Consider the following 25,156-nt stretch of genomic DNA (forward strand, 5'->3'; position numbering starts at 1 on the left):
CGGGCCGGTTACTCCGGCTCCGGCGACGGGAAGCCTGTGTCTGCGCCGGGGAGCATGTCATGGCGGCGAACCACAGGCACGTATCGGCAATCGGACGGTCCGCAATGGGCAAGGCGTTCTGGCGCATCCTGCCGCTGATCCTGATCGCCTATCTCTTCGCCTATATGGACCGCGTGAACGTCAGCTTCGCGGCGACGCAGATGAACGAGGATCTGCGGTTCAGCGCCACGATCTACGGACTGGGCGGCGGCCTGTTCTTCCTCGGCTATGCGCTGTTCGAAATTCCGTCGAACCTGATGCTCGTGCGCTTTGGCGCGCGCCGATGGATCGCGCGGATCATGATTACCTGGGGACTGCTGTCGGCGGCGATGATGTTCGTCGCGACACCGATGCAATTTTATGCGCTCCGCTTCCTGCTCGGCGTGGCGGAGGCCGGATTCTACCCCGGCGTCATCTTCTATTTTTCCGGCTGGTTTCCGCCCTGCCATCGCAGCCGCGCGGTCAGTCGCTTCTTCATCGCTTCGCCGTTGGCGTCGGTCGCGATGGGGGGCATGTCGGGATGGCTGCTCGCGCTCGACGAAACCGGCGGGCTGCACGGCTGGCAATGGCTGTTCCTGGTCCAGGGCCTGCCGACCGTGGTGTTCGGGCTGGTGGTGCTGCGCTATCTGCCCGACGCCCCGGCGACGTCCGCCTGGCTCACAGCCGACGAAAAGGCGTGGATCGAGACCGAGCTGGCGCGCGAACAGGCGCGGATCGGCGCCCCCGCCCGCCACGATGTGCTGGGCGCCTTTCGCAATCCGCGCGTGCTGCTGCTGGGCGCGATCGGCTTTCTGCTGATCGCCGTCATCACGACGGTCATCCTGAATGCGCCGCTGATCCTGCTAGAGGCGACGGCGCTCGATACCAAGTCGATCGGCTATCTGGTGGCGCTCGGCGGTCTTTTGGGGGCCGCGGCGATCCTTGTCCTTGGCAACCATGCTGACCGGAACGGCGACCGCTGGGGCGCGGCCTTCCGGTGCGGGATCGTCCTTGCCGCCGCGGTGCTGGTCATGGGGCTGTCGCCGTCACCGCTGCTGACTTGCATCGCCTATCTCGCTTTCGCGGCCGTGTGTTTCGCGATCCCGATGCTGACATCGTCGGGCTGGGCCGAGGCGCTGCATGTGCGCGAGCTCGCGGTCGGGGCGGCCGCCATCAACACGCTGTCGCAGATCGGCGCCTTCCTCGCGCCCTATGGCTGGGGTGCGGCGAAGGATGCGACGGGCAGCTTCGAGCTCGCGCTCGTCGTCTTTTCGGTCGTCGCGCTGCTGATGTCGGCGCTGATCCTGGTGCTGCGTCACCGGCTGCGCGGGCACAGCGCGCCCGCCGACGCCGTGCCGGCCTAGTTTTTTTGCAGACGCCCGCCCGATCCCGGACGGGAAGATTGGAGGGAAGAGACGATGACGAAGATGAAAACATTGTTCGCCGGGGCTGCGATACTGATCGCCGCCGCGCAGGCCGCGCCCGCGATGGCGCAGGAATCGAGCTACAGGCCGGGCACGGTTTGGAATGCAGGCCGGATCGACGTGCTGCCCGGCCAGTTCGAAAACTATATGGACTGGCTCGCCACCAGCTGGAAAAAGATTCAGGAACTGGGCAAGGCCGAAGGCATTGTCGTGGACTATCATGTGCTTGCGACCAACAATGCGCGAGCCGGTGAGCCCGACTTGATCCTGATCGTCGAATATAAGGACTATCTGACGACCGCGCAGCAGGAAGCCTTCAACAAGAAGGTCAATGCCATGCTGTCGCAGACCGACCGCACCGCCGGCGCCGCCAGCGCGGAACGCGGCAAGATGCGCGAGCAACTCGGCAGCATCGAATATCAGGAACTGATCCTGAAATAGGTGGGCCGGTGCGGAGACACGGCAGGCGACGCGTCAATCCCGCGCCGCCCGCCGCGCTCCGCTTCGCCGCCATTTGAAAGGGGTGGTGATGGCATCTATCCACGACATCGCCCGCGATTTTACGGCACTGCTGCGCGACGGTGCGTTCGAAACCGCCGGGGACCGTTACTGGTCGCCGGACGTGACCAGCATCGAACCCGCGGCTTTACCCGGCGGCATCAGCACGGCGGTGTCGGGGATCGAAGCGACGCGGATCAAGCGCAGCGCCCGCTTCGGTGGCGCCCGGATCGACGAGATCGGCATCGACGGCCCCTTCGTCACCGGCGACCAGTTCGCGCTGTTTCTGGACATGGTGCTGGTCGATCCCGCGAGCGGCGAACGCCAGCCCTTCACCGAAATCGCCCTGTACACCGTGCGCGGCGGTCAGATCACCGAGGAGCGATATTTTTATGACTGACACCCAATTCTCGCGCCGGGCCTTCGGCGGCTCGGTCCTCGCGCTGGCGGCGATAACGGCTTCCAGAGCTGGAGCTGCCGAGCTTGACCCAACGCCGTTCCAGACGATCGGTCCCTTCTATCCGGTTCAGCGGCTTGCGGAGGAAGACGCCGACCTGACCTGGATCAAGGGGCACAAGAAACGCGCGGAGGGCCATGTCATTCAGGTGACGGGGCGCGTGCTCGATCGTTTCGGCCATCCGGTCAGCGGCGCGCGGCTCGAAATCTGGCAGTGCAATTCGCTCGGTCGCTATGCGCATCCGAACGACAGTGCCGCGAACCCGCTCGATCCCGACTTTCAGGGCTTCGCTTCGATCCGGACGGGCGCGCGGGGCGAGTGGCGGATCACGACGATCAAGCCCGCCGCCTATGATTCGCCGATCGGCCGCCGAACCCCGCACATCCACTTCGATGTGAGGGGCAGACACCAGCGCCTGATTACCCAGATGTATTTCTCCGACGATGATGCGTCGAACAGCAAGGACGCCCTGTATCGGGATCTGGGTGGCAGCGCCGAGCGCGCCGTTGCCGGACTCGGCGCACCCGGCCATTATGGCTGGGACATCGTCCTGATGGACGCCGGACGGTGACCGCTGCGGCGCTCGCACCGACCGGCGGGCTTCAGATGCGCCTGGGCATCGCCCTTACACGGGCAATCCGCGTCAAAATGTGACTGAATCGGGCGGCGTCCTACGGAAGCGCGACTTGGTGGCTTCGAATTACGGCGCCTAGTTTTACCTCAAGACAGTCTGGAACGCTTGGAATCTATATGGTTTCACCTGTATAGACGGGTGATGGATCTTACCCCTCGACTGAATTCGAACATCGCCCAGCGGTCTGCCGACGGCGTTTTATCGGATGCCCCACCGCGCTACGCAGCGATCAAGCAGAGCATCCATGATGCCATCCGCGACGGTCGTCTGAAACCGGGCGACCGAGTGCCGTCAGAGGCGGAACTCGTCGGACAGTTCGATGTCTCGCGCATGACGGCAAACCGGGCGCTTCGCGAGTTGCAATCGGCGGGTATCATCGTGCGCCGCGCCGGCAGCGGGTCATTCATCGCCGAGCCGAAGCCGATCGGTCATATGATCGAGATCCGGAATATCGCCGAGGAAATTCGGGGACGCGGCCATGACTACCGGGCGAGGGTCATCCAGAATGTCGAGGAGAAGGCCAGCGCCGACACCGCCGTTCTGCTGGAAGTGCCGGTGGGCACGAGGATCTTCCACTCGATCATCGTCCACCATGAGGCCGAGTTCCCGATCCAGCTCGAAGAGCGGTTCGTGCTCGCATCCGCCGCTCCCGATTATGGCACACTGGATTTCACGCAGTTGACGCCCAACGAATATCTGACGCGCACTGCGCCGCTCGAGCGGGTCGAGCACCGCGTCCGCGCGGAAATGCCCGACGCGCGCACCCGCGGCGTGCTTGGTCTGAACGAGGGGGAACCGATTCTGCGCATGACCCGGCAGACCTGGAGTAGCGGTCGACTGGTGTCGCACGCCTGGCTCTCCCATCCCGGCACACGCTTTGAGCTTTCAGCCGCCTTCGCGGTCGGGGACTGACGGCTCAGGCCGTGCTGCGGGTAACGATGGGCTTGCGGCGACGGCGCAGCCAGCGGAAATCGGCGCGGCTGAAGCTTTTGAAGAGCAGATAGAATCCGGTCCCGGACAACCACAACGTGCCGAATGCGACGAAGATGATCAGCGGGTGGTTGAAACTCTTCCGGTTCACATAGTCCATATTGTGGAGCATCCAGAAGAAATCCCAGGTCCGCCAGGTATCGCCGCGCATCACGAGGAAGCGCGCCGTATCGAGCGAGACATAGGCGCTGCTATTCTCGGCGTCGGCAAAGTCGACGCGCCACATCGCACCTTCATGGTCGCGTGATTCGAGGTTGGGCTTTGCAATCACGCTCACCTTGCGGATTGGTGCCTCGTTCATCATCGATGCGACTTCGCGGGCCATCCCTTCATCGACGCGAATATCCTCGCCGCTCGTAGCGTCGACCAGCCGCACGCCCTTGGTGGTGCGGAGCTCGTAGATCGGTCGAGCGCCAAGATCGCGCAAAACCACCCCGGATACGGGATCACCGCGCGGCAAGGCGGCGACGTCAAAATACTCTCCCGCGGGCAGGGCATGCGCGTGGCTCATCCCGCCGCCGTGTCCCCCGACCTTGTCCTTGTCGAGCAACGCCATCACCGAGCCGCTCAAGGCCCAAAGGAGGAACTGGAGGCCAAGGATGAGCCCCACCCATTTGTGGATGCGCCGAAAAAAGAGCGGCGTCAGCCGGATGCGTTTCATGCCTGCTTCCTCTTGCGGCGTTTGAACGACCAGATCAGTAGCCACGCACCGGAAAGCGCCATCGCGAAGACACTCCAGGTTGCGACGCGCAGCAGCGGGTTGTTGACGTTGGTCCGCTCATCATAATCCATGATGTGGAGCATCCACGCAAAGTCGAACACGCGCCAGAGTGCGTGGCGGCGCGAGATGAGCTCGCCGGTCGTCGGCGAAAGATAGAGCGTCGGACGGTTCCAGCCTTCGAACTCGACCTGCCAATAGGGCGGCTTGCGCGCCTGCATTTCCTGAGGTGCCTCGGTCAATAGTCGCACCGAGACGATCTTGCCGTCACCGGTGAAGATGCGCCGTGCCTGTTCGCGGACCTGGGACTCGGTCAGGGCAGGCAGCGGCGCACCCGAACGCGCGTCGAACAGGCGCGCGCCTTCAGGGGTCTCGGCGCGCCAGACCGGTTGACCGAAAAGGCGCTGGAGACGAATTTCGGACACCCCCGGCGCGGCCGTGACGACCTTCGACGGCGCTGCGAGGCCGTCGAGGTCGAAGGGCTGGGTCACCGGGGAGCGCACCAGATGATCGCCGTGAATGGTGTCGATGTGAACGACCACCATGTAAAAGCCCGTCAGTGTCCAGAGCAGAGCCTGGACGCCAACCGCGAGGGCCAGCCATTTATGCGTTCGCCGGACGAACAGTGGCCAACGGATTGCCATGCCCCTGCTCTCAGAAAGCCGTGCGGAAGCCGACGTAGAAGCGCCGTCCGAGCAGGTCGTAGGTCATCGTATCGGTGTTCGCATCGGTGAAACTCTGAATATAGGGCGCTTTGCGATCGAAGACATTGTCGACGCCGACCTGGAACCGCGTCTTCTCGTCGATCTCGAAAGCGACCTGGAGATTGTGGTAGAACACGTTGGGCGTGCTGTAGCCGATTTCGCCGGGCGACGCGTTGAAGTCGGTCGCTTTGCCGATCCACTGCGTCGACCAGGTCGCGCTGATCCCATCCTTCTCGGCGGTCAGCACGCCATAACCGCGCCACTTCGAATAGCCGCCGTTGCCGCCGCCGATGAAGCCGTCGAAATCGATCGGTGCGCCGCCAGGGAAAGGCAGGACGACATATTTGTTCAGATAGGTCAGGTTGACGTCGAGCGAGATGTTCACGCTGCCGATACCGCCCGCATAGACCAGACCAAGGTCAAGGCCGTTCATCTCCTCGCGGCCGGTGTTGATCGGCTGCGCGGACAGGAAGGTGACCTCGCCAGTCAGCGGGCTGCGGGTGAAATCGTCGCAGAAAGGATGCGACAGATTCTGGCTCGCATAGCAGATCGACAGCTTGGTCGACCCAGGAATCGCACGGATCGCGTCCTTGATCTTGATGTCGAACCAGTCGGCGGTGAGCGACAGGCCGGGGACCAGCCCCTTCGGCGAGACCACCGTGCCGACTGTCCAGGTGGTCGAGCTTTCGGGCTGCAGATTCTCGTTGCCGCCGACCGTGGTCAGGATTGTCGTCCCAAGCTGGACATAGTTCGCCGGAACGCCGGACGCCTGGCAGTTCGCGATCAGCGTCGCATTACCGCTCGTTGAATAGCGCGAGCAAGGATCGGTCGTCGTCAGATTGCCTTCCGAAACCCCGCCGAACAGTTCGGGGACATTCGGGATGCGGAAGCCCGTGCCATAGGTGCCGCGCAGGCGGAAGCTGTCGTTGATGACCCAGTCGACGCTACCCTTGTAGTTCCAGTCGCTGCCGAACAGGTCGTAGTTCGAGTAGCGAACCGCGCCGTCGAGCGTGAGGGACTGGAAGAAGGGCTTGTCAGCAAGGATCGGCACCGACAGTTCGAGATAGGCTTCCTTGGCGATGCTCGTTCCCGAGATCGGGCTTTGCTGGTTGGTATTCGCGATGCCGAGCACGGTCAGCGGATCGGGATCGCGCCAGCCCTTCTCCTTGCGATAGACGACGCCCGCCGCGAAGGAGACGGGTCCTGCGGGCAGCTTGAACAGGTCGCCGTTGATGTCGGCGGTGACCGTCGCCAGTTCGTTGCCGCCGCGATCGCGCGACGTGAACAGGATATAGTCGAGAACCTGCGGGGTCAGGTCGCCGAAGCCGAGATAGTCGGCGCAGGGGATCGTCGCACCGGCCGCAAGGCTGCACTTGGTCGTGTCGATCGTGTTGCGGACACGCTCCAGATTGGCGATGTTGGTCGAGCCGTCGACCGCGGTATTGCGCCCGAACGCACCCGCGACTTCCCATCCCCAATTGTTGGACAGCTTGCCGCGCAGGCCGAACGTGCCCTGCCAGGTATCGGTTTCCTGAAAGAACTGGCGCGGGCCGGGCTCGGCGAGGCGGCGCTGGATGAGGACGATATTCTGCCCCGTCGGATTGGTAGGATTGCTCGCCGCAATCGAGAGGTTGCGAAGCGTTCCGGGCGTCGCGATCTGGTTCGACTTGCGGAAGGTATAGAGGAACTCGCCGAACGCCTCGATATTGTCGGTGATGTCATAGTCGGCGAAGAAGGCCGTGCTGACACGCTCCACTGGGCTCACCGCGTTGAGGAACGGGTTCGAGTTGAAATTATGCTTCGCCGCGCTGTACGGCTCGAAGAAATTGCCGTTGCCGCCCAGCACCTGATTGAAGTTGATCTGCTGCCCGTTCGGCAGCACCGCACGACCGCCAATCGTCGAGGCGCTGTTGACGCACGACAACTGGCCCGGCGTCGTTTCGGCGAGCGAGCAGGGCGCGCGTGTCGCCATGTTGACCGCCTTGGTCTTCTGATAGGTGACCGCCGCCATGAAGCCGCCACGATCGTTGCGGATGCCCCACAAAAGATCGGCGGTGAAATCCGATCCGTCGCCCTTTTCGGTGAGGCCTTGGCGCACACTGAGGCCAAGGCCTTCATAGTCGGTGCGGGTCACGAGGTTGACGACCCCCGCCATCGCGTCGGCGCCATAGATCGCCGAGGCGCCGTCCTTGAGGACGTCGGTGCGGGCGAGCGCGGCGACCGGGATCATGTTGAGGTCGGGCGAAGAGTTCGCGCCGGTGCCACCCGCGACGAGGCGGCGGCCGTTGAGGAGGACGAGGGTGCGCTTGATGCCGAGACCGCGAAGGTTCACCTGCGCGGTGCCGTAACCATTGTTTGCCCAATAGGCTGAGGTCTGGTTGCCCGCGAAGCCGGCGTTGGCGGGCAAGCGCTGGAGCACCGTCTCGATGTTGACGACGCCGGTATTTTCGATCTGTTCGGCGGACACAACGGTCGCCGGACCGACGCCGGCGAGATCCTGGCGGCGGATGCGCGACCCGGTCACGACGATGTCGCTGCCGCTCGTCGCGCTTTCTGCGCCCGTTTCGGGTGCCGACTCGGCCTGCGCGAATGCTGGTGCGGAAATGCCCGCACAAACCGCTGCGCCGGCGAGCAAAACTGTCCTGATCTTCATCGCGAAACCCCCTTTTGGTTGCGTTACCCACCTCAGAGAGCATCAAATGTATATACAGGTCAACAAAAATTTACGTTTAAGATCAATATCTTAGCCGCAAATTGGCAGCGTATAGTTGGTCCATATAATACGCATCCGAAGCATCTACCCCTCACTAGGGATGACATTTTTTTTAAAAACTTTCCGCCTGACGATGGGGCGCTTCGGCTAGGCCGAAAATACCGTCGCCCGACCTTCGGCGCTGAACGCCATCACCTCGAAATCGTCCTTGCTGCCGTCGGGCATTTCCATCCCCGGCGAGCCGCGCGGCATGCCGGGTACGGCGAGGCCCTTTATCGCATCGGGTCGTTCGCGCAGGAGCCGCGCGATGTGCGGCATCGGCACATGGCCCTCGATCGCATAGTCCGCGACGATCGCGGTGTGGCAGGAGGCGAGGTCGGCCGGGACGCCGTAGCGCGACTTCACCGCAGCCATGTCGGCCCGGTTCTCGACCGTCACCGCATAGCCCGCACCGCGCGCGATCTCCGCCCACGCCTCGCAGCATCCGCATTCGGGATCGCGGTAGACGAGAATTGCCTTGTCCGCGTCGCGAGCGGCGGGTTTCGCGGTTTGCGAGGGCCCCGGTTCCGGGCCGGATTTCGCGTCGCATCCCGCCAGCGCCGCACCGCCCGCTGCGGCGATGACGCCCAGGAGGCGGCGCCGGCTCCATATCGCCCGCGAGGTCATGAGCGCTCCAATATTTGCTTCATCTGGTCGATTTCGGCTTTCTGGCCGGCGATGATTCCGCGGCAAAGGTCGCGCACTTCGGGATCGGTCAGCTTCGCTTGCTCGCACATCAGGATGGCGCCCGAATGATGGGGGATCATCGAACGCAGGAAGGCGCTGTCGCCGATCGTCGTCTGCGTGCGGATGAGCGCGAAGCTCCCGAGGAAAGCGAGCGCGGAACAGGCCAGGATGACGAAATTGCGCCGGCGGTGGGGAAACATGCCGGGCATGGCGGCGATCATCAGGATGACCATCGGGGCGACCATCATCAGCGTCATATAGGCCATGTTGAGATTGTTGTAGAAGCTCGACAGGCGATCGATCATCACGAACATGACCAGATACATGATGATGGCGCTGACAAGGGTTTGCCACGCCAGGCTGCGATAGGCTGATTTCACCGTCCTTCTCCTGTCCGTTCGCCCGCCCCGCGTCAGAACCAGACCCGCACCCCCGCGACGAAACTGACGCTGCTCGCAGCCTCGCCCGCGGCGCGCGCGAAGCGAGCGGTATCGCCGACCTTGCGAGCCCATTCGACGCCGACATAGGGCGCGAACTCCTTGACGATCTCGTAGCGCAGGCGAAGCCCGAGCTCGACGTCGGAGAGCCCGGAACCGATGCCGCTTTCGGGGACGTCCTGCGCCGACAGATTGAACTCGGCCATCGGCTGGAGGATCAACTTCTGGGTAATGCGCTGGTCGTAATAGCCCTCGAGACGTCCGAGCAGATCGCCCCTGTTCGAAAGGAACAGCGCGCCCTCGACTTCGAACCAGTAAGGCGCGAGCCCTTCGAAGCCGATCGTCGCATAGGTTCGGTCGGGCCCTGGTCCCAGATCCTGCCGGATACCCGCCTGCGCGTTGAAATAGGGTCCGATCGCGCGGCTGTAGAGTGCCTGCACCTCGGCGCCCTCGATGCCCTCGCCGAAGACGCCCTCGCCTTCGCTCTTGATCGTCAGCCGGTTGATATCGCCGCCGTACCAGGCCTCGCCATCCCAGCGAAAGCCATCACGACCCTTGCGCGCCTGATATTCGGCGAGATTGAAGCTGATGAAGGCGATCGTCTGTCCGCCATTCTCCATCATCATCTCGTGGCGCGAGTGTTCCATCTCGGCCCTGGGATAGATGCGGTCGGCATACCAGTCGGATGGGGGCGCGGGCGCGGTGGCGTCGCCCGGCGGCAAGTCGGTGCCGCTGGCGCGGCTCCCGGCTTCGATCGCGGCGGTGGCCTTCGGGGTGCAATGGCCTATGCTCGCATGCTCGGGCGGACAGTCGGGATCGGACGCCGGCATCGCGCCATGATCCATCGCTCCTCCTTCCGGTTCGCTCATTTCCATGGGCGCCGGCTCGGGAGTGCAATGGCCCATTGCCGCATGTTCGGGCGCGCAGGTCTGCGTTTCGACCGGGGCGCTCATGTCCTGCATGGCGCCATGATCCATCGGCTCCGCCGGCGTTTCGCTGCCGGGCGCGGGCGGGGCGACGGGAGCTGGCGACGGCGTGGGGGCAGGCTTCGGCGCGGGCGCCTGGCCGTGCATCGAATGATCCATCGACTGGGCCGCAGCGGGCGCCGCGAAGGCGAGCGGAGCGAGGCCCGCGAGCAGGAGCGCGATCCGGGTCATGCCGCGCCCTCCTTCGGGCGGACGCTCACCACCCGCATCATTCCCGCATGCATATGGTAGAGCATATGGCAGTGGAACGCCCAGTCGCCGAGGGCGTCGGCGGTGAAATCGAAGCTCGCGGTCCCGCCCGGCTGGACGAGCACCGTATGCTTTCGCGGCGAGCGGTCGCCCTTGCCCGTGACCAGCTCGAAAAAATGGCCGTGCAGGTGGATCGGATGGCTCATCATCGAATCGTTGATCAGGTTGATCCGCACGCGCTCGCCCTCGGTGAACGGGATTGGCTCGTGATGGTCGGACATTTTCACGCCGTCGAACGACCACATGAAGCGCTCCATGTTGCCGGTGAGGTGAATGTCGAGGGACCGCTCCGCCGCGCGCAGGTCGGGATTGCGTTCGAGCGCAACAAGATCGTGATAGGTGAGCACCTTGTGTCCGGCATTTTCGAGCCCTTGACCCGGCTCACCCATGCGGTCGGTGGGCATCGGCGAGATAGTCTGGACGCTTGGGTCGCGCTTGACCTGCGGCGCGACGCTGAAGTCGCGCATGCTGTGCTGCATGCTGCCCGAGCCATGATCCATGCCTGCCATCGCGCCGCCGTCGCCCGCGGGCGTGCAATGGCCCATCTTGGCATGTTCGGGCGGACAGGCGGGGTCGCTAGCAGGCATCGCCATGGCGCCCATATTGCCGCCACCCGAATGATCCATGCCCGCCATCGAGCCGCCCGACATGTCGCCCATGCCCATGTCCTTCATGGTCGCGAGCGGCCTCTCGCGAAGCGGCGGCACCTCGGCAGCCATGCCGGCGCGCGGCGCGAGCGTCGCGCGGCCCATGCCCGAACGGTCGTTGGCCTCGGCGACGAGCGTATAGGCGCGGTCCTCGATCGGGGTTACGATCACGTCATAGGTTTCGGCAACGGCAATCTGGAACTCGTCGATATCGGTCGGAACGACATTGAGGCCGTCGGCCTGCACGACGGTCATCCGGAGGCCCGGAATGCGCACATTGAAGATCGTCATCGCCGAAGCATTGATAATCCGCAGCCGCACGCGCTCGCCGGGATTGAAGAGCGCGGTCCAGTTGTCGCGCGGGCCGTGGCCGTTGACGAGGAAGGTGTAGGTCGATCCGTTGACGTCGGCGATATCGGTCGGGTCCATCCGCATCGCGCCCCATTCGACGCGCTCTTTCAGCGACTGGTCCTTCCCCGCGAGCAGCCCCGACAGGGTCTGGCGCTGCATGTTGAAATGGCCGGGATTGACCTTTAGTTTGCGGAAGATCGCCTCGGGCGACAATTGGCTGTGGTCGGACAGGACGACGACATGCTCGCGGTCATAGCCGATAGGATCGGCGCCGGCGGGATCGATGACGATCGGGCCGTAATGACCAAGCTGTTCCTGCAATCCCGAGTGACTGTGATACCAATAGGTGCCCGACTGAATGACCGGGAATTCATAGATGAAGCTCGAGCGCGGCTTTATGCCGGGAAAGCTGACACCGGGCACGCCGTCCATGTGAAACGGCAGGATCAGCCCGTGCCAATGGATCGAGCTGTCTTCGTCGAGATCGTTGACGACGGTCAGCTTGGCGGTCTGGCCTTCCTTCAGGCGCACGAGCGGCGCGGGCACGGTGCCGTTGATGCCGATCGCGCGGCTCGCCTTGCCGTCGATCCGCATCGTCTGGCGCGCGATGCGCAGCGTGATGTCATTGCCCGATACGGTCGGCAGCGGCGCGACGATGCCGGGCGACACCGACTGCGCCCAAGCCGGAAACCAGGGAGCGAGCGCGACCGCGGTTCCGCCGCCCAATGCTCCCGTCACGAAACGTCGCCTGTCCATCTGCATAAAATTCCCGGATATTGCCTTGTCTCAATGTTCATACGCGGCGCGCTCGCTTGCCCCTCATCCGACGGACGAAAATTGCGAGTGCGTCCACGCGCGAAATATCAGCCCGGCGCGCGCGAACCTGGTTCGCCGAGCAGTGCCTTTAATTTCGCACGCGCGCGGTAGAGCCGCATTTCGACCGTCTTTTCGCTCTTCTGAAGCAGTTCGGCGGTTTCGGCCTGGGTGAGGTCTTCGACGCCGCGAAGGACGAGCACCTCGCGCAGGTTCGCCGGCAGGCGAGCCATGGCGGCGCGAACGCGGTCCAGCTCGGCGCGATCGGCGGCCTCGGCATCGGGCGCCGGCCCGTCGCTCGCGACATCATGAGCACTTTCGAGCGGCAGCGCGCGCGAAAAGAAAGACCGGACCGTGCGGCGGCGCGCCCAGTCGCGGCACTTGTTGAGCGCGATGCGAGCGATCCAGAGCCGGAACGGCCGGTCGGCATCGTAGCGGCCGATGGCCCCGAAACCGGCGACGAACGTTTCCTGCGTCAAGTCCATCGCCTCGTCGGGGTCGCCGATGTTGCTCTGGATCAGGCGAAAGACGGGCGTCTTGTAGCGCCGCAGCAATTCCCGATAGGCTTGTTGCTGCCCGGCGCGCGCAAATGCGGCGAGCTCGCGGTCGCTACATTGCGAAAGGTCGAGACTCACCGCGCATCGGCGGTCAGCGCCTGGACCACGCTCTTGTCGAACATCGCGGCCTGGTCGCGGTTGAGGACGACGCGCATCGCGAAAAGATGCTGGAGCGTTTCCTTCTGCAACTCCCCCATCACCCGGTGGGTCTCGTCGATCGCCTCGGTGACGCGAGGCCCATAGCCATGTTCGGCTTCTATCGCCTGCGCGAGGCGGATATTGGCGGCGCGCATGTCGAGTTCGAGCGCGTCGCGACGGGCCGCGAATTTGGCCTCGATCGTGTCGATCTTCGCTTGCTGTGCGGGCGAGAGTTTAAGCTCGCGATGGAGAAGCGCGTGCAGCTCGGTCTCGCTCGCGCGCGGCGTCTCGACGATGAGGCGACCGGCGAACACGCCGACGATAGCCGCGAGGAATGCGACCAGCCCGAACAAAAGCATGCGGCGCGACGAACTCATCAACGCGAATCCAGCGAAGCCGAGGGCGCCAGGGGGGTCGCCGGGATGAGCGGGGTGAGCGGGCTCGCCGCAACGGCGGGGGGCACAATCGCGCTGCCGGCGACGAAGCCGCCGCCTAGCGAAACAAAGGCCGCGATCGCCATCATGCGCCGCACTGCTGACGCCTCGCGCTGCCGTCCCGCGAGCGCGGACAGCACACGCTCGTCGAGCGATTCGAGCGCTGCCGGAACCGGCGCTTCATTCAAAATCCGGAGTTCGTCCATCGGCCTTTCCCGCCAGTCCTTCCAAACAGTATACGCGCACGATCGCATCACCCCTCAGAAATAATCCAACAAAGTCTTGTCGAAAATTTGAGGGCCGTGCCGCCGCCTTGCGTATTAGCAGGACAGACCCGAATTTGGAGGTTTTTATAATGAAGTCATTTCTCCCCGCTGCAACCGCCGCGCTTGCGCTGCTTCTGACCCCCGTCGCGGCGAGCGCACATACCAAGCTTGTCGGCTCGACCCCGGCCGCCAATGCGACCGTCTCGAAGGTCACCTCGGTCAGCCTCCGCTTCAACGAGAAGGTGATCGCCTCGACGGTGAAAGCCGAACTGGTGATGACGGGCATGCCCGGCATGGCGAATCACGCTCCGATGAAGATTGCCGCAACGTCGACGATGGGCAAGGACGGCAAGTCGCTGACACTTACCGCCAAGCGCGCGCTCGTCCCCGGCACCTACAAGGTCAAATGGTCGGCTGCGGGCGCCGATACGCACCGCATGGGAAGCGAATTCAGCTTCACCGTGAAGTAAGGCCATGGTCGATCTCTTGCTGATGGGTGTCCGGTTCGCGCTGTTCGCGGTCCTGACGCTCATCGCAGGACTTGCCGCTTTCCCGCTCCATGCGCTTGAGCCCGGCGATCGGCGGAATTCCGGGCCGGGATCGATCGTCGCCCGGCCGCTGCCGTGGCTCTGCGCCGCGGCGCTGCTCCTCTCGCTCCTGGGCATCGCGGTCCTGACCGCCAGCATGCAGGGGGTCGGGCTCGTCGCCACCGACCTGGCAATGGTCGTCGCGCTCGTGCGCGAGACCGATGTCGGCACGGCCTGGCTCGTGCGCATGGCAGCCCTGCTTGTCGCGACGGCGGGCGCTTTCCGCATCGCCCGCAATCCGGACATGGCGGCGATGATCGTCGCCGCCGCCGGGGCCGTCGCGCTTACGACGCTAACTTGGTCGAGCCATGCCGGCGCGAGCGAAGGCACCGCCGGATGGATTCACCGCGCGAGCGACGCGCTTCATATGCAGGCCGCCGCGGTCTGGCTGGGGGCGATCGCCGGCTTCCTTCTATTGCTTCGTCCGTCCGAACCCGTCGCCCGAGACCATCTCGCACTGACCGCCCGAAGCCTCGACCGGTTCGCGCGGGTCGGGACAATATGCGTTTTCGTGATCGCCGCGACCGGATTGGTCAACGGCCAGATGATCGTCGGGGCCGCGAATATCGTGCAGGCGATGGCCTCGCCCTACGGCCAGCTTCTCGCGCTTAAGCTCATCCTGTTCGCCGCGATGCTGGGGCTCGCCGCCGCCAATCGCTGGAGGCTCACCCCCGCGCTCGGACGCGCGCTCGACGAGCCCGATATCGATCCTGCCAGCGCCGCGCGTGCGATGCGCCTTAGCTTGATGCTCGAAGCCTTGGCCGGCCTCGCGATCCTCGCGCTCGTCGCATGGTTCGGGATGCTGGAGCCGTTCGACCCCGCGTGACGATGACCGCTGGCACAGGATTGTCGCGGATCCTTTGTCAAAACGTTCCCGGTAGCCTCTCCAGAATATCGAGGGACAGGAGCGCGGGCTGCGTATGGTAGATTGTGCGGCGATCGGAGAAGGCGCTCGATGCCCGTGATGCGCACCGGTCGCTTAACGGCGCCAGGCGGAACAGGAGGCCAGTAGATGCAGGAACATCTTCACGCACCCGAGCGGACAGCCGGCACGATCGACCCGGTCTGCGGGATGGCGGTCGATCCCCGGACAACGCCCCACCATTTGCGCCATGCAGGCGTCGAGCATTACTTCTGCAGCGCGGGCTGCCGCGCGAAATTCGAGGCGGAACCCGCCCGCTATCTGGCGCATGCGGCAGACGCCGCCGCGCCGACCGAAGGCGCGATCTGGACCTGCCCGATGCACCCCGAGATTCAGCGGCCGGGACCCGGGAGCTGCCCGATCTGCGGGATGGCGCTTGAGCCCGTCATGCCCGACGCCGCGAGCGGTCCGAGCGCGGAATATCGCGACATGCGGCGACGCTTCTGGACCGGTCTCCTGCTCGCGCTTCCCGTCGTCGCGCTTGAAATGGGCGGCCATTTGACCCGGCTTCACGCGATTCTTGACCGCCAGACGAGCAACTTGATCCAGATGTCGCTCGCAACCCCCGTCGTGCTGTGGGCGGGCTGGCCATTTTTCGAGCGCGCCTGGCATTCGGTCCGCAACAAGAGCCTCAACATGTTCACCCTTATCGCGATGGGGACGGGCGTGGGTTGGGGATACAGCATGATCGCGGCGCTCGCGCCGCAGGTCTTCCCGGCCGCCTTTCGCGCCGCCGACGGGTCGGTCGCGGTCTATTTCGAAGCGGCCGCTGTCATCACCGTGTTGGTGCTGCTCGGACAGGTGCTCGAGCTCAGGGCACGTGAGACGACGAGCGGCGCGATCCGCGCCCTTCTCGACCTGACCCCGAAACGCGCGCGGCGCGTCGGCAGCGACGGAAGCGACGAGGAGGTCGCGCTCGAGGAAGTTGCGACGGGGGACATCTTGCGCATCCGCCCCGGCGAGAAGGTTCCGGTCGACGGGATCGTCATCGAAGGCCGCGGCACGGTCGACGAGTCGATGGTCACCGGCGAATCGATGCCGGTCACCAAGGAAGTCGGCGCCGCCCTGATCGGCGGCACGATCAACCAGACCGGCGGCTTGCTGATGCGCAGCGAAAAAGTCGGCCGCGATACGATGCTCGCGCGCATTGTGCAGATGGTCGCCGATGCGCAGCGCAGCCGGGCGCCGATCCAGCGGCTTGCCGATACGGTCTCGGGGTGGTTCGTGCCGGGCGTCATCTTGGTCGCGATCGCCGCCTTCGTCATCTGGTCGCTCGTCGGACCGGCGCCAGCGATGGCCTATGGCCTGATCGCCGCCGTGTCGGTCCTCATTATTGCTTGTCCATGCGCGCTCGGCCTTGCGACGCCGATGTCGATCATGGTCGGCGTCGGGCGCGGTGCCGAGGCCGGGGTTTTGATCAAGAATGCCGAGGCGCTCGAACGGATGGAGAAGGTCGACACGCTCGTGGTCGACAAGACGGGGACCCTGACCGAGGGCAAGCCCTCGGTCGTCGCGATCGAGCCCGCCGATGGGTTCGAAGAGAATGATCTGCTCCGGATCGCAGCGAGCCTCGAGCGGAGCAGCGAACATCCGCTCGCGGCGGCGATTGTGAGAGCGGCCGAAGATCGCGGGTTGGCGCTCGTCGAGCCCTCCGGGGTCGATCAGCCCATCGGCAAGGGTATAGTCGGCGCCGTCGAAGGCCAGGCCATCATCCTCGGCAACGCCGGTTTCCTCGAAGAATATGATGTCGAGCCGGGGGCGCTCGCCGAAGCGGCCGACCAGCTTCGCGGCGACGGCGCGACCGCAATCTATATTTCGGTCAATGGCAAGGCAGCCGGCGTCATCGCGATCGCCGATCCTGTGAAGGCGACGACGGGCGAGGCGCTGGCGGCGCTACGCGATGCGGGCATCCGCGTCATCATGCTGACCGGCGACAATCGCACGACCGCCGAGGCGATCGCGCGGCGCCTCGGCATCGCGGATGTCGAGGCCGACGTCCTCCCCGACCAGAAGAGCGCAGTCGTCCAAAGGCTTCGCGAGCAGGGGCGGATCGTCGCGATGGCGGGCGACGGGGTCAACGACGCCCCGGCCCTGGCCGCCGCCGATGTCGGGATCGCCATGGGCTCGGGAACCGACGTCGCGATCGAAAGCGCTGGCGTCACCCTCCTGCGCGGCGATCTTCTCGGGATCGTGCGGGCGAGGCATCTCAGCCATGCGACCATGGCGAACATCCGCCAGAATCTCTTTTTCGCCTTCGCCTATAATGTCGCAGGCATTCCGGTGGCAGCCGGCGTGCTTTACCCCATTTTCGGGCTGCTCCTATCACCGATCATCGCGGCGGCCGCGATGGCGTTCTCGTCGGTCAGCGTCATCACCAATTCGCTACGCTTGCGGTTCGTGAAAATCTGATCGAAGTTTGGCCACCCCGCGGGCGGATGCCAAGTCGGCATGCGGATGGCCCAGAGGCCAGGTCAGACAAGAGCTTGACTCCGTACCATGGTACGCAAACTATAAGCGCAAAGGCGGCTGGAAATCCGGCAGGTAGTCCGCCGCCATGAAGCTTCCTGGCGGGTGTAACCATGACGGGAGCAGGGGCGAAAAGCCGCATGGCCTGCTCGAGTTTCGAATTGACGGCAAGTTGGACAAGGATCATGTGTCGACCGTGAAGCGTTGGCTTTCCCTTCTGCTCCTTTTGGGAGCGATGATGGGCCTTTTGGCCCAGGAAGCGGCGTTCGCATCGGCGCCGGCCATGCCCCTGCCCTCGGACACGACCATTGCCGCGCCCGCGATGAGCGCTGAATGCGCAGAAATGATGGGCATCGACACATCCCAGGATAAGTCGCCCTGCAAGGGTCTGACGCTCGACTGCATCGCCAAGATGGGCTGCGCGCTGCCTCTGGCGACCGCGACGCCTGCCGCCATGCCGGCAGCCGGCGACCATCTCACGGCGCCGACCGACCAGCTGCCGATCACACGTCTGCGCGGTCGCACTTTCGGCCCCGAGCCCGACCCACCTCTATTCCTCGGCTGAAGCGCGCGATGCGCGGCGACCCGTGTCGCCGCGTGTCCTCCTGCATTTCAACCGAGGATATTCACCATGAAGACGATTATTGCGATGGCCGCTGCGCTTGCGGCCTTCACCGCCGCGCCTACCTTCGCCCAGGAGACGGGCGGCCATTATGAATGGCAGGCGCGGCAAGTCCCGGGCCCGAACAAGTCGAACATCACGCCGCGGGTTCGCGTTTGGGTCGCGGACAAGCCCGGGCAGATGGCAAACTGCGACTGCGCCATGATGAAGACCGACGCGGCCGGCTGCATGCACGCCATGCCCGAACATCGCATGTCGCCCTCCAAGGGCTGACGGCTTCCGTCCCCCGGCTGTGTGCCGGGGGACATTCCCGCCTGTCTCGAAAGAGGGGGACATATGCGCATAATTCTTGCGGCAATTTTGCTGATCCCGATACCCGCGGCGCTGCATGCCGAGCCGATGACGCTCGATGCGGCGCTCGCCCGCGCGGCATCGGAGGCCCCCGAACTGCAGGGCCGCGAAGCGGGCATCGATGCCGCGCGGTCGGCGGCGATCGCCGCCGACCGGCTGCCCGACCCGAAACTCAATATTGTCCTGCAGGATTTCCCGGTGACCGGGCCCGATGCGGGCCGGTTCAATCGCGACGATTTCACGATGCAGGTCATCGGCGTCAGCCAGGACTTTCCGAACCCTGCCAAGCGGAGGGCGCGTGCAACGCGGGCCCAAGCCGATATCGGAATCGCCCGCGCTGACGGAGCGGTGACCGCGCAGGACATCAGGCTCGCAACGGCGCTCGCCTGGGTCGACCTCTACTATGCCAAGAAAAGGCTGAAGGAACTCGACCTGCTCGATACCGGCCTCGAAGATTTGCAAGCGACCGTGACGGCGCGGCTCGCCAGCGGCGCCGCGCGCCCGGCACAGGCGCTCGAGCCCGATCAGCTTCGCGCCGCGATTAACGATCGTCGCAGCGCGCTGACGGCCGAGATCGCCCGCGCGCGGGCACAGCTCGCGCGCTTTACCGGCGACCCTGCCGCCGACACGCTCGGCGACTTGCCGCCGCAAGCGATTGACGAGCAGAGACTGCGCGCCGGGATCGATGCCCTGCCAAAGCTACGCGCGCTCGACGCCCGCGCGCTCGCGGCCGATGCCGAGACCGGTCTCGCGCGCGCGGACAAGCGCCCCGACTGGAGCGTCAACGCAGCCTATGGGCGGCGCGAGCCCAATTTTGGCGACCTCGTCACGGTCGGGGTCACTATCGACCTGCCCTTCTTCTCGAAAAAGCGGCAGGACCCGAAGATCGCCGCACGCGCCAGCGAAGCGACGCGCGCACGGCTCGACCGCGAAGCCGCCAAGCGCGATATCGCGGCGGCGCTCGACGCCGATCTCGCCGATCACCGCATGCATCATGAGCAGTTCGGCAATGCGCGCACGCGGCTCGTGCCGCTCGCGAAGAAGCGCGCCGAACTCGATCTTGCGAGTTACGCCGCCGGAAAGATCGACCTCGGGACCGCGCTGTTGTCGACGCTCGCCCTCGCCGAGGCCGAAGTCGATGCGCTCGCGCGCGAAGCCGAGGTCGCACGCGACGCGATCCGGATCAATTATATCTATGGGGAGGCAGGTCGATGACCGATGCAACATCAGCGGCGCGTTGGCGCGCCGGAATATTGGCCGCGGTGCTGATCGCGGGCGGCGGCGGTTATTGGCTGGGACAGAGCGGCAAGAGCGACGCACCAACGGAGGCGGGCAGCGGCGGACGCAAGATCCTCTATTATTATGACCCGATGTTCCCGAACCAGAAGTTCGACAAGCCCGGCAAGTCGCCCTTCATGGATATGCAACTCGAGCCCAAATATGCCGACGAGGGCAATGGCATCACCCCCGGCGTGTCGGTCGATCCGGCCGCAAGGCAGAGCCTCGGCATAAGGGTGATCGCCGCCGAAATGGGCAGCCTTGCCGCGACCTTCGACGTCAACGGCAGCATCGATTTCAACCAGCGCGATGTCGCGATCGTCCAGGCGCGCTCGGGCGGTTTCGTCGAGCGCGTCTATCGCCTCGCGCCCGGCGATGTGATCGGCGCCGGCACGCCGATCGCCGACCTGCAATTGCCCGAATGGGGCAGCGCCCAGACCGAATATCTGAGCGTCAAAAAGCTTGGAAAACCTGAACTCACAGCGGCGGCGCGGCAACGGCTGCGGCTGATGGGCATGCCCGAGGGGGTAATTTCCGAAGTCGACCGGACCGGACGCACCGGCGGCAGGCTGACAGTGCGCGCGCCGATCGGCGGGGTCGTCCAGACACTCAATGCGCGCGCGGGCGTGACACTCGCCACAGGCCAGACGCTCGCCGAAATCTCGGGGCTCGGAACGGTGTGGCTCAACGCCGCAGTCCCCGAAGCGCAGGCGGGATGGGTGAAGATTGGCCAACCTGCCACCGCGAAGCTCACCGCCTTTCCCGGCGAGTTCTTCACCGGCCGGGTCGTCGCGATCCTGCCGACCACGACCGCCGACAGCCGCACGCTGACGGTGCGCGTCGAACTCGCCAATCGCGGCGGGCGCCTCCGCCCTGGCATGTTCGCCGTCGTCGCGCTCGGCGGCGACGCCAAGCCCACACTGCTGGTCCCGAGCGAAGCGGTGATCCGTACCGGCACGCGCAGCATCGTCATGCTCGAGAAGGGCGACGGACGCTATCATCCCGCCGAGGTGGTCGCCGGACGCGAAGGCGGCGGCAAGACCGAGATATTGCAGGGGCTCGCCCCCGGCGAAAAGGTCGTCGCGTCGGGCCAGTTCCTGCTCGATTCCGAAGCGAGCCTGACCGGCCTCGCCGTCCGCCCGCTGGAGGCGGCGCAATGATCGCGAAGATCATTCGCGCATCGGTCGCGGCGCGCGGGCTCGTCGTCGCGGCGGCACTAATTATGACGCTGCTCGGGATCGCCGCGGTTCGCACGACACCGGTCGATGCCCTGCCCGATCTCTCCGACGTTCAGGTTATCGTCCGCACCACCTATGCGGGCCAGGCGCCGCGGATCGTCGAGGACCAGGTCACCTATCCGATCACGACGACGATGCTCTCGGTGCCGGGCGCGCGCGTCGTGCGCGGCTATAGCTTCGTCGGCGACAGCTTCGTCTATGTCCTGTTCGACGACGGCACCGATCCCTATTGGGCGCGCAGCCGCGTGCTCGAATATCTGAGCCAGGTGCAGAGCCGTCTCCCCGAGGGCGCGCGCGCGAGCCTCGGCCCCGACGCGACCGGGGTCGGCTGGATCTATGAATATGCGCTCGTCGACAAGAGCGGGCGCCACGATCTGGCCGAGCTCCGCAGTCTCCAGGACTGGTTCCTCCGCTTCGAGCTCAAGTCGGTCCCCGGCGTCGCCGAGGTCGCGAGCATCGGCGGCATGGTGCGCCAGTATCAGATCATCGTCTATCCGCAGAAGCTTGCCGCCTTCGGCGTGACCGCAGCCGAAGTGTCTGACGCCCTCAAGCGCGCCAATCAGGAAAGCGGCGGCGGGAGCGTCGAACTTGCGGAGGCCGAATATATCGTCCGCGCGAGCGGCTATCTGAAGTCGCTCGACGACTTCCGCAGCGTCCCGATCCGCACCGCGGGTGGCGGGATTCCGGTGACGGTCGGAGATGTCGCGACGGTCCAGATCGGTCCCGACACACGGCGCGGCATCGCCGAGCTCAACGGCGAGGGCGAGGTCGCCGGCGGCGTCATCGTGATGCGCGAGGGCAAGAATGCCCGCGAGGTCATCGACGGCGTGCGCACCAAGCTCGCCGACCTCAAGCGCAGCCTGCCGCCCGGCGTCGAGATCGTCACCACCTATGACCGCTCGGGGCTGATCGACCGCGCGGTTGATAACCTGACCTCGAAGCTCGTCGAAGAATTCATCATCGTCGGGCTCGTCTGCGCGCTCTTCCTCTGGCACGCGCGCTCGGCGCTGGTCGCGATCCTGACATTGCCCCTCGGTATCCTCATCGCCTTCGTCGTGATGCGACTGCAGGGGCTCAACGCCAATATCCTGTCCTTGGGGGGCATCGCCATCGCGGTCGGCGCGATGGTCGACGCGGCGGTGGTGATGATCGAGAACGCCCACAAGCATCTCGAACATTGGGAGCGCGACCATCCCGGCGAAGAGCTGAAGGGCGCCGAACGCTGGCGCGTCATCACCGACGCCGCCGCCGAAGTCGGCCCGGCGCTCTTCCTCAGCCTCCTCATCATCACCTTCTCCTTCCTTCCGATCTTCACGCTCGAAGGCCAGGAAGGGCGGCTCTTCGCGCCGCTCGCTTTCACCAAGACCTATGCGATGGCGGCCGCCGCGATCCTTTCGATCACGCTCATCCCGGTGCTGATGGGCTGGCTGATCCGCGGAAAGATCCCCGCCGAACAGAGCAATCCGGTCAACCGCTGGCTCACCCGCATCTATCGCCCGGCACTCGACTGGGTGCTCGAACGGCCGAAGAAGGCGCTGGTGATCGCCGGCCTCGTCTTCGCCACCAGCCTGTGGCCGATGACCCAGATCGGCGGCGAGTTCATGCCGCAGATGCACGAGGGCGATCTCCTCTACATGCCCTCGGCGCTGCCCGGCATTTCGGCGGCAAAGGCATCGAGCCTGCTCCAGCAGACCGACCGGCTGATCAAGACGGTACCCGAAGTCGAAAGCGTGTTCGGCAAGGCGGGCCGCGCCGACAGCGCGACCGATCCCGCGCCGCTCGAGATGTTCGAGACGACGATCCGTTTCAAGCCGAAGGACCAGTGGCGCCCCGGAATGACCGAGGAGAAATTGATCGAGGAACTGGATGCGCGCGTCCGCGTCCCCGGGCTCGCCAATTTCTGGATTCCCCCGATCCGCAACCGCATCGACATGCTCGCGACCGGGATCAAGAGCCCAATCGGCATCAAGGTCGCAGGCTCCGACCTTGCCGGGATCGACCGCACCGCCAAGCGCATCGAAGCGGTCGTCAAGACCGTACCCGGCGTAGCGTCGGCGCTGGCCGAACGACTGACCGGCGGACGCTATATCGATGTCGACATCGATCGCGCTGCCGCAGCGCGCTATGGCCTCAATGTAGCCGACGTGCAGGCGATCGTTTCGGGCGCGATCGGCGGCGAGACGATCGGCCAGACGGTCGAGGGGCTCGCGCGCTATCCGATCAGCGTCCGCTACCCGCGCGAGCTGCGCGACAGCATCGGCGAGCTTGCGAGCCTTCCGGTGCTGACGCCCTCGCGCCAGCAGATCACGCTGGGGACCGTGGCGAGCGTCAAGGTCAGCGACGGACCGCCGATGCTGCGCAGCGAGAATGCCCGGCCGGTCACCTTCATCTATGTCGACAGCCGCGGCCGCGATTTGCAGGGCCTCGTGCACGACATCCAGCGGGCGATCGCGCGCGATGTCGAACTGCCCCCAGGCGTCAGCGTCTCCTACACCGGGCAGTTCGAGTTCCTCGTCCGGGCGACCGAGCGGATGAAGGTCGTCATACCGGTCACGCTCGCGATCATCTTCGTGCTGCTGTACCTGACCTTCCGGCGGTGGGACGAAGCGCTGCTCATCATGGCGACCCTCCCTTTCGCGCTCACCGGCGGGCTCTGGCTGCTCTATCTGCTCGGCTACAACCAGTCGGTCGCGAGCGCGGTCGGGTTCATCGCGCTCGCCGGCGTTGCCGCCGAGTTCGGCGTCGTCATGCTCATCTACCTCAAGCATGCGCTCGCCGACCGCCGCGACGGCGACATATTGGCCGCGGTTCGCGAAGGCGCGCTGCTCCGCGTCCGTCCGAAGGCGATGACCGTCGCGGTCATCCTCGCGGGCCTGTTCCCGATCCTCGTCGGGACCGGCACCGGCTCCGAAGTGATGAGCCGGATCGCCGCGCCGATGATCGGCGGCATGCTCACCGCGCCGCTGCTCTCGATGCTCATCATTCCCGCCGCCTATCTGCTGATGAGCAGACGCGCGGCGAAACCTGTTCAACCCGAAGGAGAAAAGAGATGAAGAAACTCACGACCATCGCACTCGGCGTTGCGCTGAGCGCGGCGCTTGCCGGCTGCGGCAAGCAAGGCGAAGCGCCGAAGACCGAAGAAAAGGCCGCCATGGCCGACGATAGCGGCGCCATGGCAGCACCCGCCGAAACCAAGCATGGCAAGGGTACGGCAACCGTGACCGCAATCGACAGCGCGAAAGCACAGGTCACGCTCGATCATGGCGCGATCGCCGAACTCGATTGGCCGCCGATGACGATGGGCTTCGCGGCGAAGCCCGAGTTGCTGAAGGATATCAAGGTCGGCGACAAGGTCGCGTTCGAGCTCGACTGGGACGGCAAGGCCGGAACGATCACCAAGCTCGACAAGGCGCCGTAACGCGCCGCCATTGCGCGCGGCGGCCCAACTGCCGCGCGCAATAGCTGCTTTGGGGTGTTGGCGGAAGACGGCTGCACTCGAACCTAGTCGGACAGCGCCTCCAGAAGCGGGCAGCCCCCGGCATCGCCCGCGCCGCACGCCTCGACAAGATCGCCCAAGACAGCGGCCATGCGGTCGAGGTCGGCCCGCTTGGCGAGGACTTCGGCAAGCTGGCCCTCGGCCATTTGACGCACCTGATCGCAGCTATGGCTGCCGCCTTCGGCCAGAAGGAGCAAAGTGCGGACCGTATCGAGGGGAAAGCCCAGTTCGCGCGCGCGGCGCACAAATGCAAGGCGCCGCACACCAGCTGAATCATAACGGCGAAATCGCCCGTACCGGACCGGCGCGGGCAGAATGCCGATGCGCTCATAATAGCGGATCGTCTCGATATTGCAGCCGGTAAGCCGCGAAAGCTCGCCGATGGGGATGGTGCTTGAGGGGGCCATTGCGATTCCGCTTGCATCTGTAGTCACTA

The 25,156-nt window shown here is 65.2% G+C and carries 25 protein-coding genes; 14 read left to right on the plus strand and 11 right to left on the minus strand.

What is annotated here, in order from left to right; genetic code table 11:
• The first annotated feature begins 104 nt into the window (after positions 1-104).
• The 5 genes from J1N50_RS08015 to hutC all read left to right on the plus strand — a co-directional run bounded on the left by J1N50_RS08015 (position 105) and on the right by hutC (position 3,943).
• Complete coding sequence (locus J1N50_RS08015) at positions 105-1,382, plus strand: MFS transporter (RefSeq protein WP_246553234.1); 1,278 nt, start codon at positions 105-107, stop codon at positions 1,380-1,382.
• 54 nt (positions 1,383-1,436) lie between these two features.
• On the plus strand, positions 1,437-1,883 hold the full coding sequence (locus tag J1N50_RS08020; RefSeq protein ID WP_197410175.1) for a hypothetical protein: 447 nt from the start codon (positions 1,437-1,439) through the stop codon (positions 1,881-1,883).
• Positions 1,884-1,971: 88 nt separating this feature from the next.
• Entirely contained in the window at positions 1,972-2,340 is a 369-nt protein-coding gene (locus tag J1N50_RS08025) for a nuclear transport factor 2 family protein (protein ID WP_058457672.1), read from the plus strand.
• The gene (locus tag J1N50_RS08030) at positions 2,333-2,968 is read left to right on the plus strand and encodes a dioxygenase family protein (RefSeq protein ID WP_058457671.1); all 636 of its coding nucleotides are present in this window, start codon (positions 2,333-2,335) and stop codon (positions 2,966-2,968) included. The genes J1N50_RS08025 and J1N50_RS08030 overlap by 8 nt, the downstream gene beginning before the upstream one ends.
• A gap of 204 nt (positions 2,969-3,172) precedes the next feature.
• Entirely contained in the window at positions 3,173-3,943 is a 771-nt protein-coding gene (gene hutC, locus J1N50_RS08035; RefSeq protein WP_137867054.1) for a histidine utilization transcriptional repressor HutC, read from the plus strand.
• A 4-nt stretch (positions 3,944-3,947) separates the two neighbouring features.
• On the opposite strand, the gene J1N50_RS08040 is transcribed toward hutC, so the two are convergent.
• The 10 genes from J1N50_RS08040 to J1N50_RS08085 all read right to left on the minus strand — a co-directional run bounded on the left by J1N50_RS08040 (position 3,948) and on the right by J1N50_RS08085 (position 13,700).
• The gene (locus J1N50_RS08040; protein ID WP_215352446.1) at positions 3,948-4,682 is read right to left on the minus strand and encodes a PepSY domain-containing protein; all 735 of its coding nucleotides are present in this window, start codon (positions 4,680-4,682) and stop codon (positions 3,948-3,950) included.
• Entirely contained in the window at positions 4,679-5,383 is a 705-nt protein-coding gene (locus tag J1N50_RS08045) for a PepSY domain-containing protein (protein WP_215352449.1), read from the minus strand. Before J1N50_RS08045 ends, J1N50_RS08040 begins: the two co-directional genes overlap by 4 nt.
• Before the next feature lie 10 nt (positions 5,384-5,393).
• On the minus strand, positions 5,394-8,096 hold the full coding sequence (locus J1N50_RS08050; RefSeq protein WP_215352451.1) for a TonB-dependent receptor domain-containing protein: 2,703 nt from the start codon (positions 8,094-8,096) through the stop codon (positions 5,394-5,396).
• A 207-nt stretch (positions 8,097-8,303) separates the two neighbouring features.
• The gene (locus J1N50_RS08055; RefSeq protein ID WP_215352454.1) at positions 8,304-8,822 is read right to left on the minus strand and encodes a DUF411 domain-containing protein; all 519 of its coding nucleotides are present in this window, start codon (positions 8,820-8,822) and stop codon (positions 8,304-8,306) included.
• Positions 8,819-9,208, minus strand: coding sequence for a DUF305 domain-containing protein (locus tag J1N50_RS08060; protein WP_246553249.1), 390 nt, complete (start codon positions 9,206-9,208; stop codon positions 8,819-8,821). The genes J1N50_RS08055 and J1N50_RS08060 overlap by 4 nt, the downstream gene beginning before the upstream one ends.
• 86 nt (positions 9,209-9,294) lie before the next feature.
• A complete protein-coding gene (locus J1N50_RS08065) occupies positions 9,295-10,476 on the minus strand; it encodes a copper resistance protein B (protein ID WP_215352458.1) in 1,182 nt (393 codons plus the stop codon).
• Positions 10,473-12,314, minus strand: coding sequence for a copper resistance system multicopper oxidase (locus tag J1N50_RS08070; RefSeq protein WP_215352460.1), 1,842 nt, complete (start codon positions 12,312-12,314; stop codon positions 10,473-10,475). The genes J1N50_RS08065 and J1N50_RS08070 overlap by 4 nt, the downstream gene beginning before the upstream one ends.
• A 101-nt stretch (positions 12,315-12,415) precedes the next feature.
• Positions 12,416-13,000, minus strand: coding sequence for an RNA polymerase sigma factor (locus J1N50_RS08075; RefSeq protein WP_215352462.1), 585 nt, complete (start codon positions 12,998-13,000; stop codon positions 12,416-12,418).
• Entirely contained in the window at positions 12,997-13,437 is a 441-nt protein-coding gene (locus J1N50_RS08080) for a periplasmic heavy metal sensor (protein ID WP_215352464.1), read from the minus strand. The genes J1N50_RS08075 and J1N50_RS08080 overlap by 4 nt, the downstream gene beginning before the upstream one ends.
• Entirely contained in the window at positions 13,437-13,700 is a 264-nt protein-coding gene (locus J1N50_RS08085; protein ID WP_215352473.1) for a hypothetical protein, read from the minus strand. Before J1N50_RS08085 ends, J1N50_RS08080 begins: the two co-directional genes overlap by 1 nt.
• Positions 13,701-13,849: 149 nt before the next feature.
• On the opposite strand from J1N50_RS08085, the gene copC reads away from it, so the two are divergent.
• From copC to J1N50_RS08130, 9 genes are all read left to right on the plus strand, one after another.
• Positions 13,850-14,230 (plus strand): copper homeostasis periplasmic binding protein CopC, encoded by a 381-nt coding sequence (copC, locus tag J1N50_RS08090; RefSeq protein ID WP_215352489.1) that lies wholly within the window; start codon positions 13,850-13,852, stop codon positions 14,228-14,230.
• Positions 14,231-14,234: 4 nt separating this feature from the next.
• On the plus strand, positions 14,235-15,173 hold the full coding sequence (copD, locus tag J1N50_RS08095) for a copper homeostasis membrane protein CopD (protein ID WP_215352491.1): 939 nt from the start codon (positions 14,235-14,237) through the stop codon (positions 15,171-15,173).
• A gap of 186 nt (positions 15,174-15,359) precedes the next feature.
• Complete coding sequence (locus tag J1N50_RS08100) at positions 15,360-17,678, plus strand: heavy metal translocating P-type ATPase (RefSeq protein ID WP_215352500.1); 2,319 nt, start codon at positions 15,360-15,362, stop codon at positions 17,676-17,678.
• A gap of 145 nt (positions 17,679-17,823) precedes the next feature.
• Complete coding sequence (locus J1N50_RS08105) at positions 17,824-18,300, plus strand: hypothetical protein (RefSeq protein WP_246553238.1); 477 nt, start codon at positions 17,824-17,826, stop codon at positions 18,298-18,300.
• 66 nt (positions 18,301-18,366) lie between these two features.
• Positions 18,367-18,630 (plus strand): hypothetical protein, encoded by a 264-nt coding sequence (locus tag J1N50_RS08110; protein ID WP_246553240.1) that lies wholly within the window; start codon positions 18,367-18,369, stop codon positions 18,628-18,630.
• 63 nt (positions 18,631-18,693) lie between these two features.
• Positions 18,694-19,923 (plus strand): TolC family protein, encoded by a 1,230-nt coding sequence (locus J1N50_RS08115; RefSeq protein ID WP_215352502.1) that lies wholly within the window; start codon positions 18,694-18,696, stop codon positions 19,921-19,923.
• Positions 19,920-21,146: an efflux RND transporter periplasmic adaptor subunit gene (locus tag J1N50_RS08120; protein ID WP_215352504.1), complete on the plus strand. Its 1,227-nt coding sequence runs from the start codon at positions 19,920-19,922 to the stop codon at positions 21,144-21,146. Before J1N50_RS08115 ends, J1N50_RS08120 begins: the two co-directional genes overlap by 4 nt.
• Positions 21,143-24,277, plus strand: a complete 3,135-nt coding sequence (locus J1N50_RS08125; protein WP_215352507.1) for an efflux RND transporter permease subunit — start codon at positions 21,143-21,145, stop codon at positions 24,275-24,277. Before J1N50_RS08120 ends, J1N50_RS08125 begins: the two co-directional genes overlap by 4 nt.
• On the plus strand, positions 24,274-24,642 hold the full coding sequence (locus tag J1N50_RS08130) for a copper-binding protein (protein WP_215352510.1): 369 nt from the start codon (positions 24,274-24,276) through the stop codon (positions 24,640-24,642). Before J1N50_RS08125 ends, J1N50_RS08130 begins: the two co-directional genes overlap by 4 nt.
• A gap of 83 nt (positions 24,643-24,725) precedes the next feature.
• On the opposite strand, the gene J1N50_RS08135 is transcribed toward J1N50_RS08130, so the two are convergent.
• Entirely contained in the window at positions 24,726-25,127 is a 402-nt protein-coding gene (locus tag J1N50_RS08135; protein ID WP_186401299.1) for a MerR family transcriptional regulator, read from the minus strand.
• Positions 25,128-25,156 lie beyond the last annotated feature (29 nt).

This window comes from Sphingopyxis soli (genome assembly GCF_018682675.1).
Lineage (GTDB): Bacteria > Pseudomonadota > Alphaproteobacteria > Sphingomonadales > Sphingomonadaceae > Sphingopyxis > Sphingopyxis soli.

What these genes read in the sequence shown, in the direction of transcription:
- copC (WP_215352489.1), top strand. Translation starts at nt 13,850, where the DNA reads ATGAAGTCATTTCTCCCCGCTGCAACCGCCGCGCTTGCGCTGCTTCTG.
- J1N50_RS08125 (WP_215352507.1), top strand. Translation starts at nt 21,143, where the DNA reads ATGATCGCGAAGATCATTCGCGCATCGGTCGCGGCGCGCGGGCTCGTC.
- J1N50_RS08120 (WP_215352504.1), top strand. Translation starts at nt 19,920, where the DNA reads ATGACCGATGCAACATCAGCGGCGCGTTGGCGCGCCGGAATATTGGCC.
- J1N50_RS08020 (WP_197410175.1), top strand. Translation starts at nt 1,437, where the DNA reads ATGACGAAGATGAAAACATTGTTCGCCGGGGCTGCGATACTGATCGCC.
- J1N50_RS08050 (WP_215352451.1), bottom strand. Translation starts at nt 8,096, where the DNA reads ATGAAGATCAGGACAGTTTTGCTCGCCGGCGCAGCGGTTTGTGCGGGC.
- J1N50_RS08055 (WP_215352454.1), bottom strand. Translation starts at nt 8,822, where the DNA reads ATGACCTCGCGGGCGATATGGAGCCGGCGCCGCCTCCTGGGCGTCATC.
- J1N50_RS08025 (WP_058457672.1), top strand. Translation starts at nt 1,972, where the DNA reads ATGGCATCTATCCACGACATCGCCCGCGATTTTACGGCACTGCTGCGC.
- hutC (WP_137867054.1), top strand. Translation starts at nt 3,173, where the DNA reads ATGGATCTTACCCCTCGACTGAATTCGAACATCGCCCAGCGGTCTGCC.
- J1N50_RS08080 (WP_215352464.1), bottom strand. Translation starts at nt 13,437, where the DNA reads ATGAGTTCGTCGCGCCGCATGCTTTTGTTCGGGCTGGTCGCATTCCTC.
- copD (WP_215352491.1), top strand. Translation starts at nt 14,235, where the DNA reads ATGGTCGATCTCTTGCTGATGGGTGTCCGGTTCGCGCTGTTCGCGGTC.
- J1N50_RS08130 (WP_215352510.1), top strand. Translation starts at nt 24,274, where the DNA reads ATGAAGAAACTCACGACCATCGCACTCGGCGTTGCGCTGAGCGCGGCG.
- J1N50_RS08070 (WP_215352460.1), bottom strand. Translation starts at nt 12,314, where the DNA reads ATGCAGATGGACAGGCGACGTTTCGTGACGGGAGCATTGGGCGGCGGA.
- J1N50_RS08040 (WP_215352446.1), bottom strand. Translation starts at nt 4,682, where the DNA reads ATGAAACGCATCCGGCTGACGCCGCTCTTTTTTCGGCGCATCCACAAA.
- J1N50_RS08115 (WP_215352502.1), top strand. Translation starts at nt 18,694, where the DNA reads ATGCGCATAATTCTTGCGGCAATTTTGCTGATCCCGATACCCGCGGCG.
- J1N50_RS08085 (WP_215352473.1), bottom strand. Translation starts at nt 13,700, where the DNA reads ATGGACGAACTCCGGATTTTGAATGAAGCGCCGGTTCCGGCAGCGCTC.
- J1N50_RS08110 (WP_246553240.1), top strand. Translation starts at nt 18,367, where the DNA reads ATGAAGACGATTATTGCGATGGCCGCTGCGCTTGCGGCCTTCACCGCC.
- J1N50_RS08060 (WP_246553249.1), bottom strand. Translation starts at nt 9,208, where the DNA reads ATGTATCTGGTCATGTTCGTGATGATCGATCGCCTGTCGAGCTTCTAC.
- J1N50_RS08015 (WP_246553234.1), top strand. Translation starts at nt 105, where the DNA reads ATGGGCAAGGCGTTCTGGCGCATCCTGCCGCTGATCCTGATCGCCTAT.
- J1N50_RS08065 (WP_215352458.1), bottom strand. Translation starts at nt 10,476, where the DNA reads ATGACCCGGATCGCGCTCCTGCTCGCGGGCCTCGCTCCGCTCGCCTTC.
- J1N50_RS08030 (WP_058457671.1), top strand. Translation starts at nt 2,333, where the DNA reads ATGACTGACACCCAATTCTCGCGCCGGGCCTTCGGCGGCTCGGTCCTC.
- J1N50_RS08135 (WP_186401299.1), bottom strand. Translation starts at nt 25,127, where the DNA reads ATGGCCCCCTCAAGCACCATCCCCATCGGCGAGCTTTCGCGGCTTACC.
- J1N50_RS08100 (WP_215352500.1), top strand. Translation starts at nt 15,360, where the DNA reads ATGCAGGAACATCTTCACGCACCCGAGCGGACAGCCGGCACGATCGAC.
- J1N50_RS08045 (WP_215352449.1), bottom strand. Translation starts at nt 5,383, where the DNA reads ATGGCAATCCGTTGGCCACTGTTCGTCCGGCGAACGCATAAATGGCTG.
- J1N50_RS08105 (WP_246553238.1), top strand. Translation starts at nt 17,824, where the DNA reads ATGAAGCTTCCTGGCGGGTGTAACCATGACGGGAGCAGGGGCGAAAAG.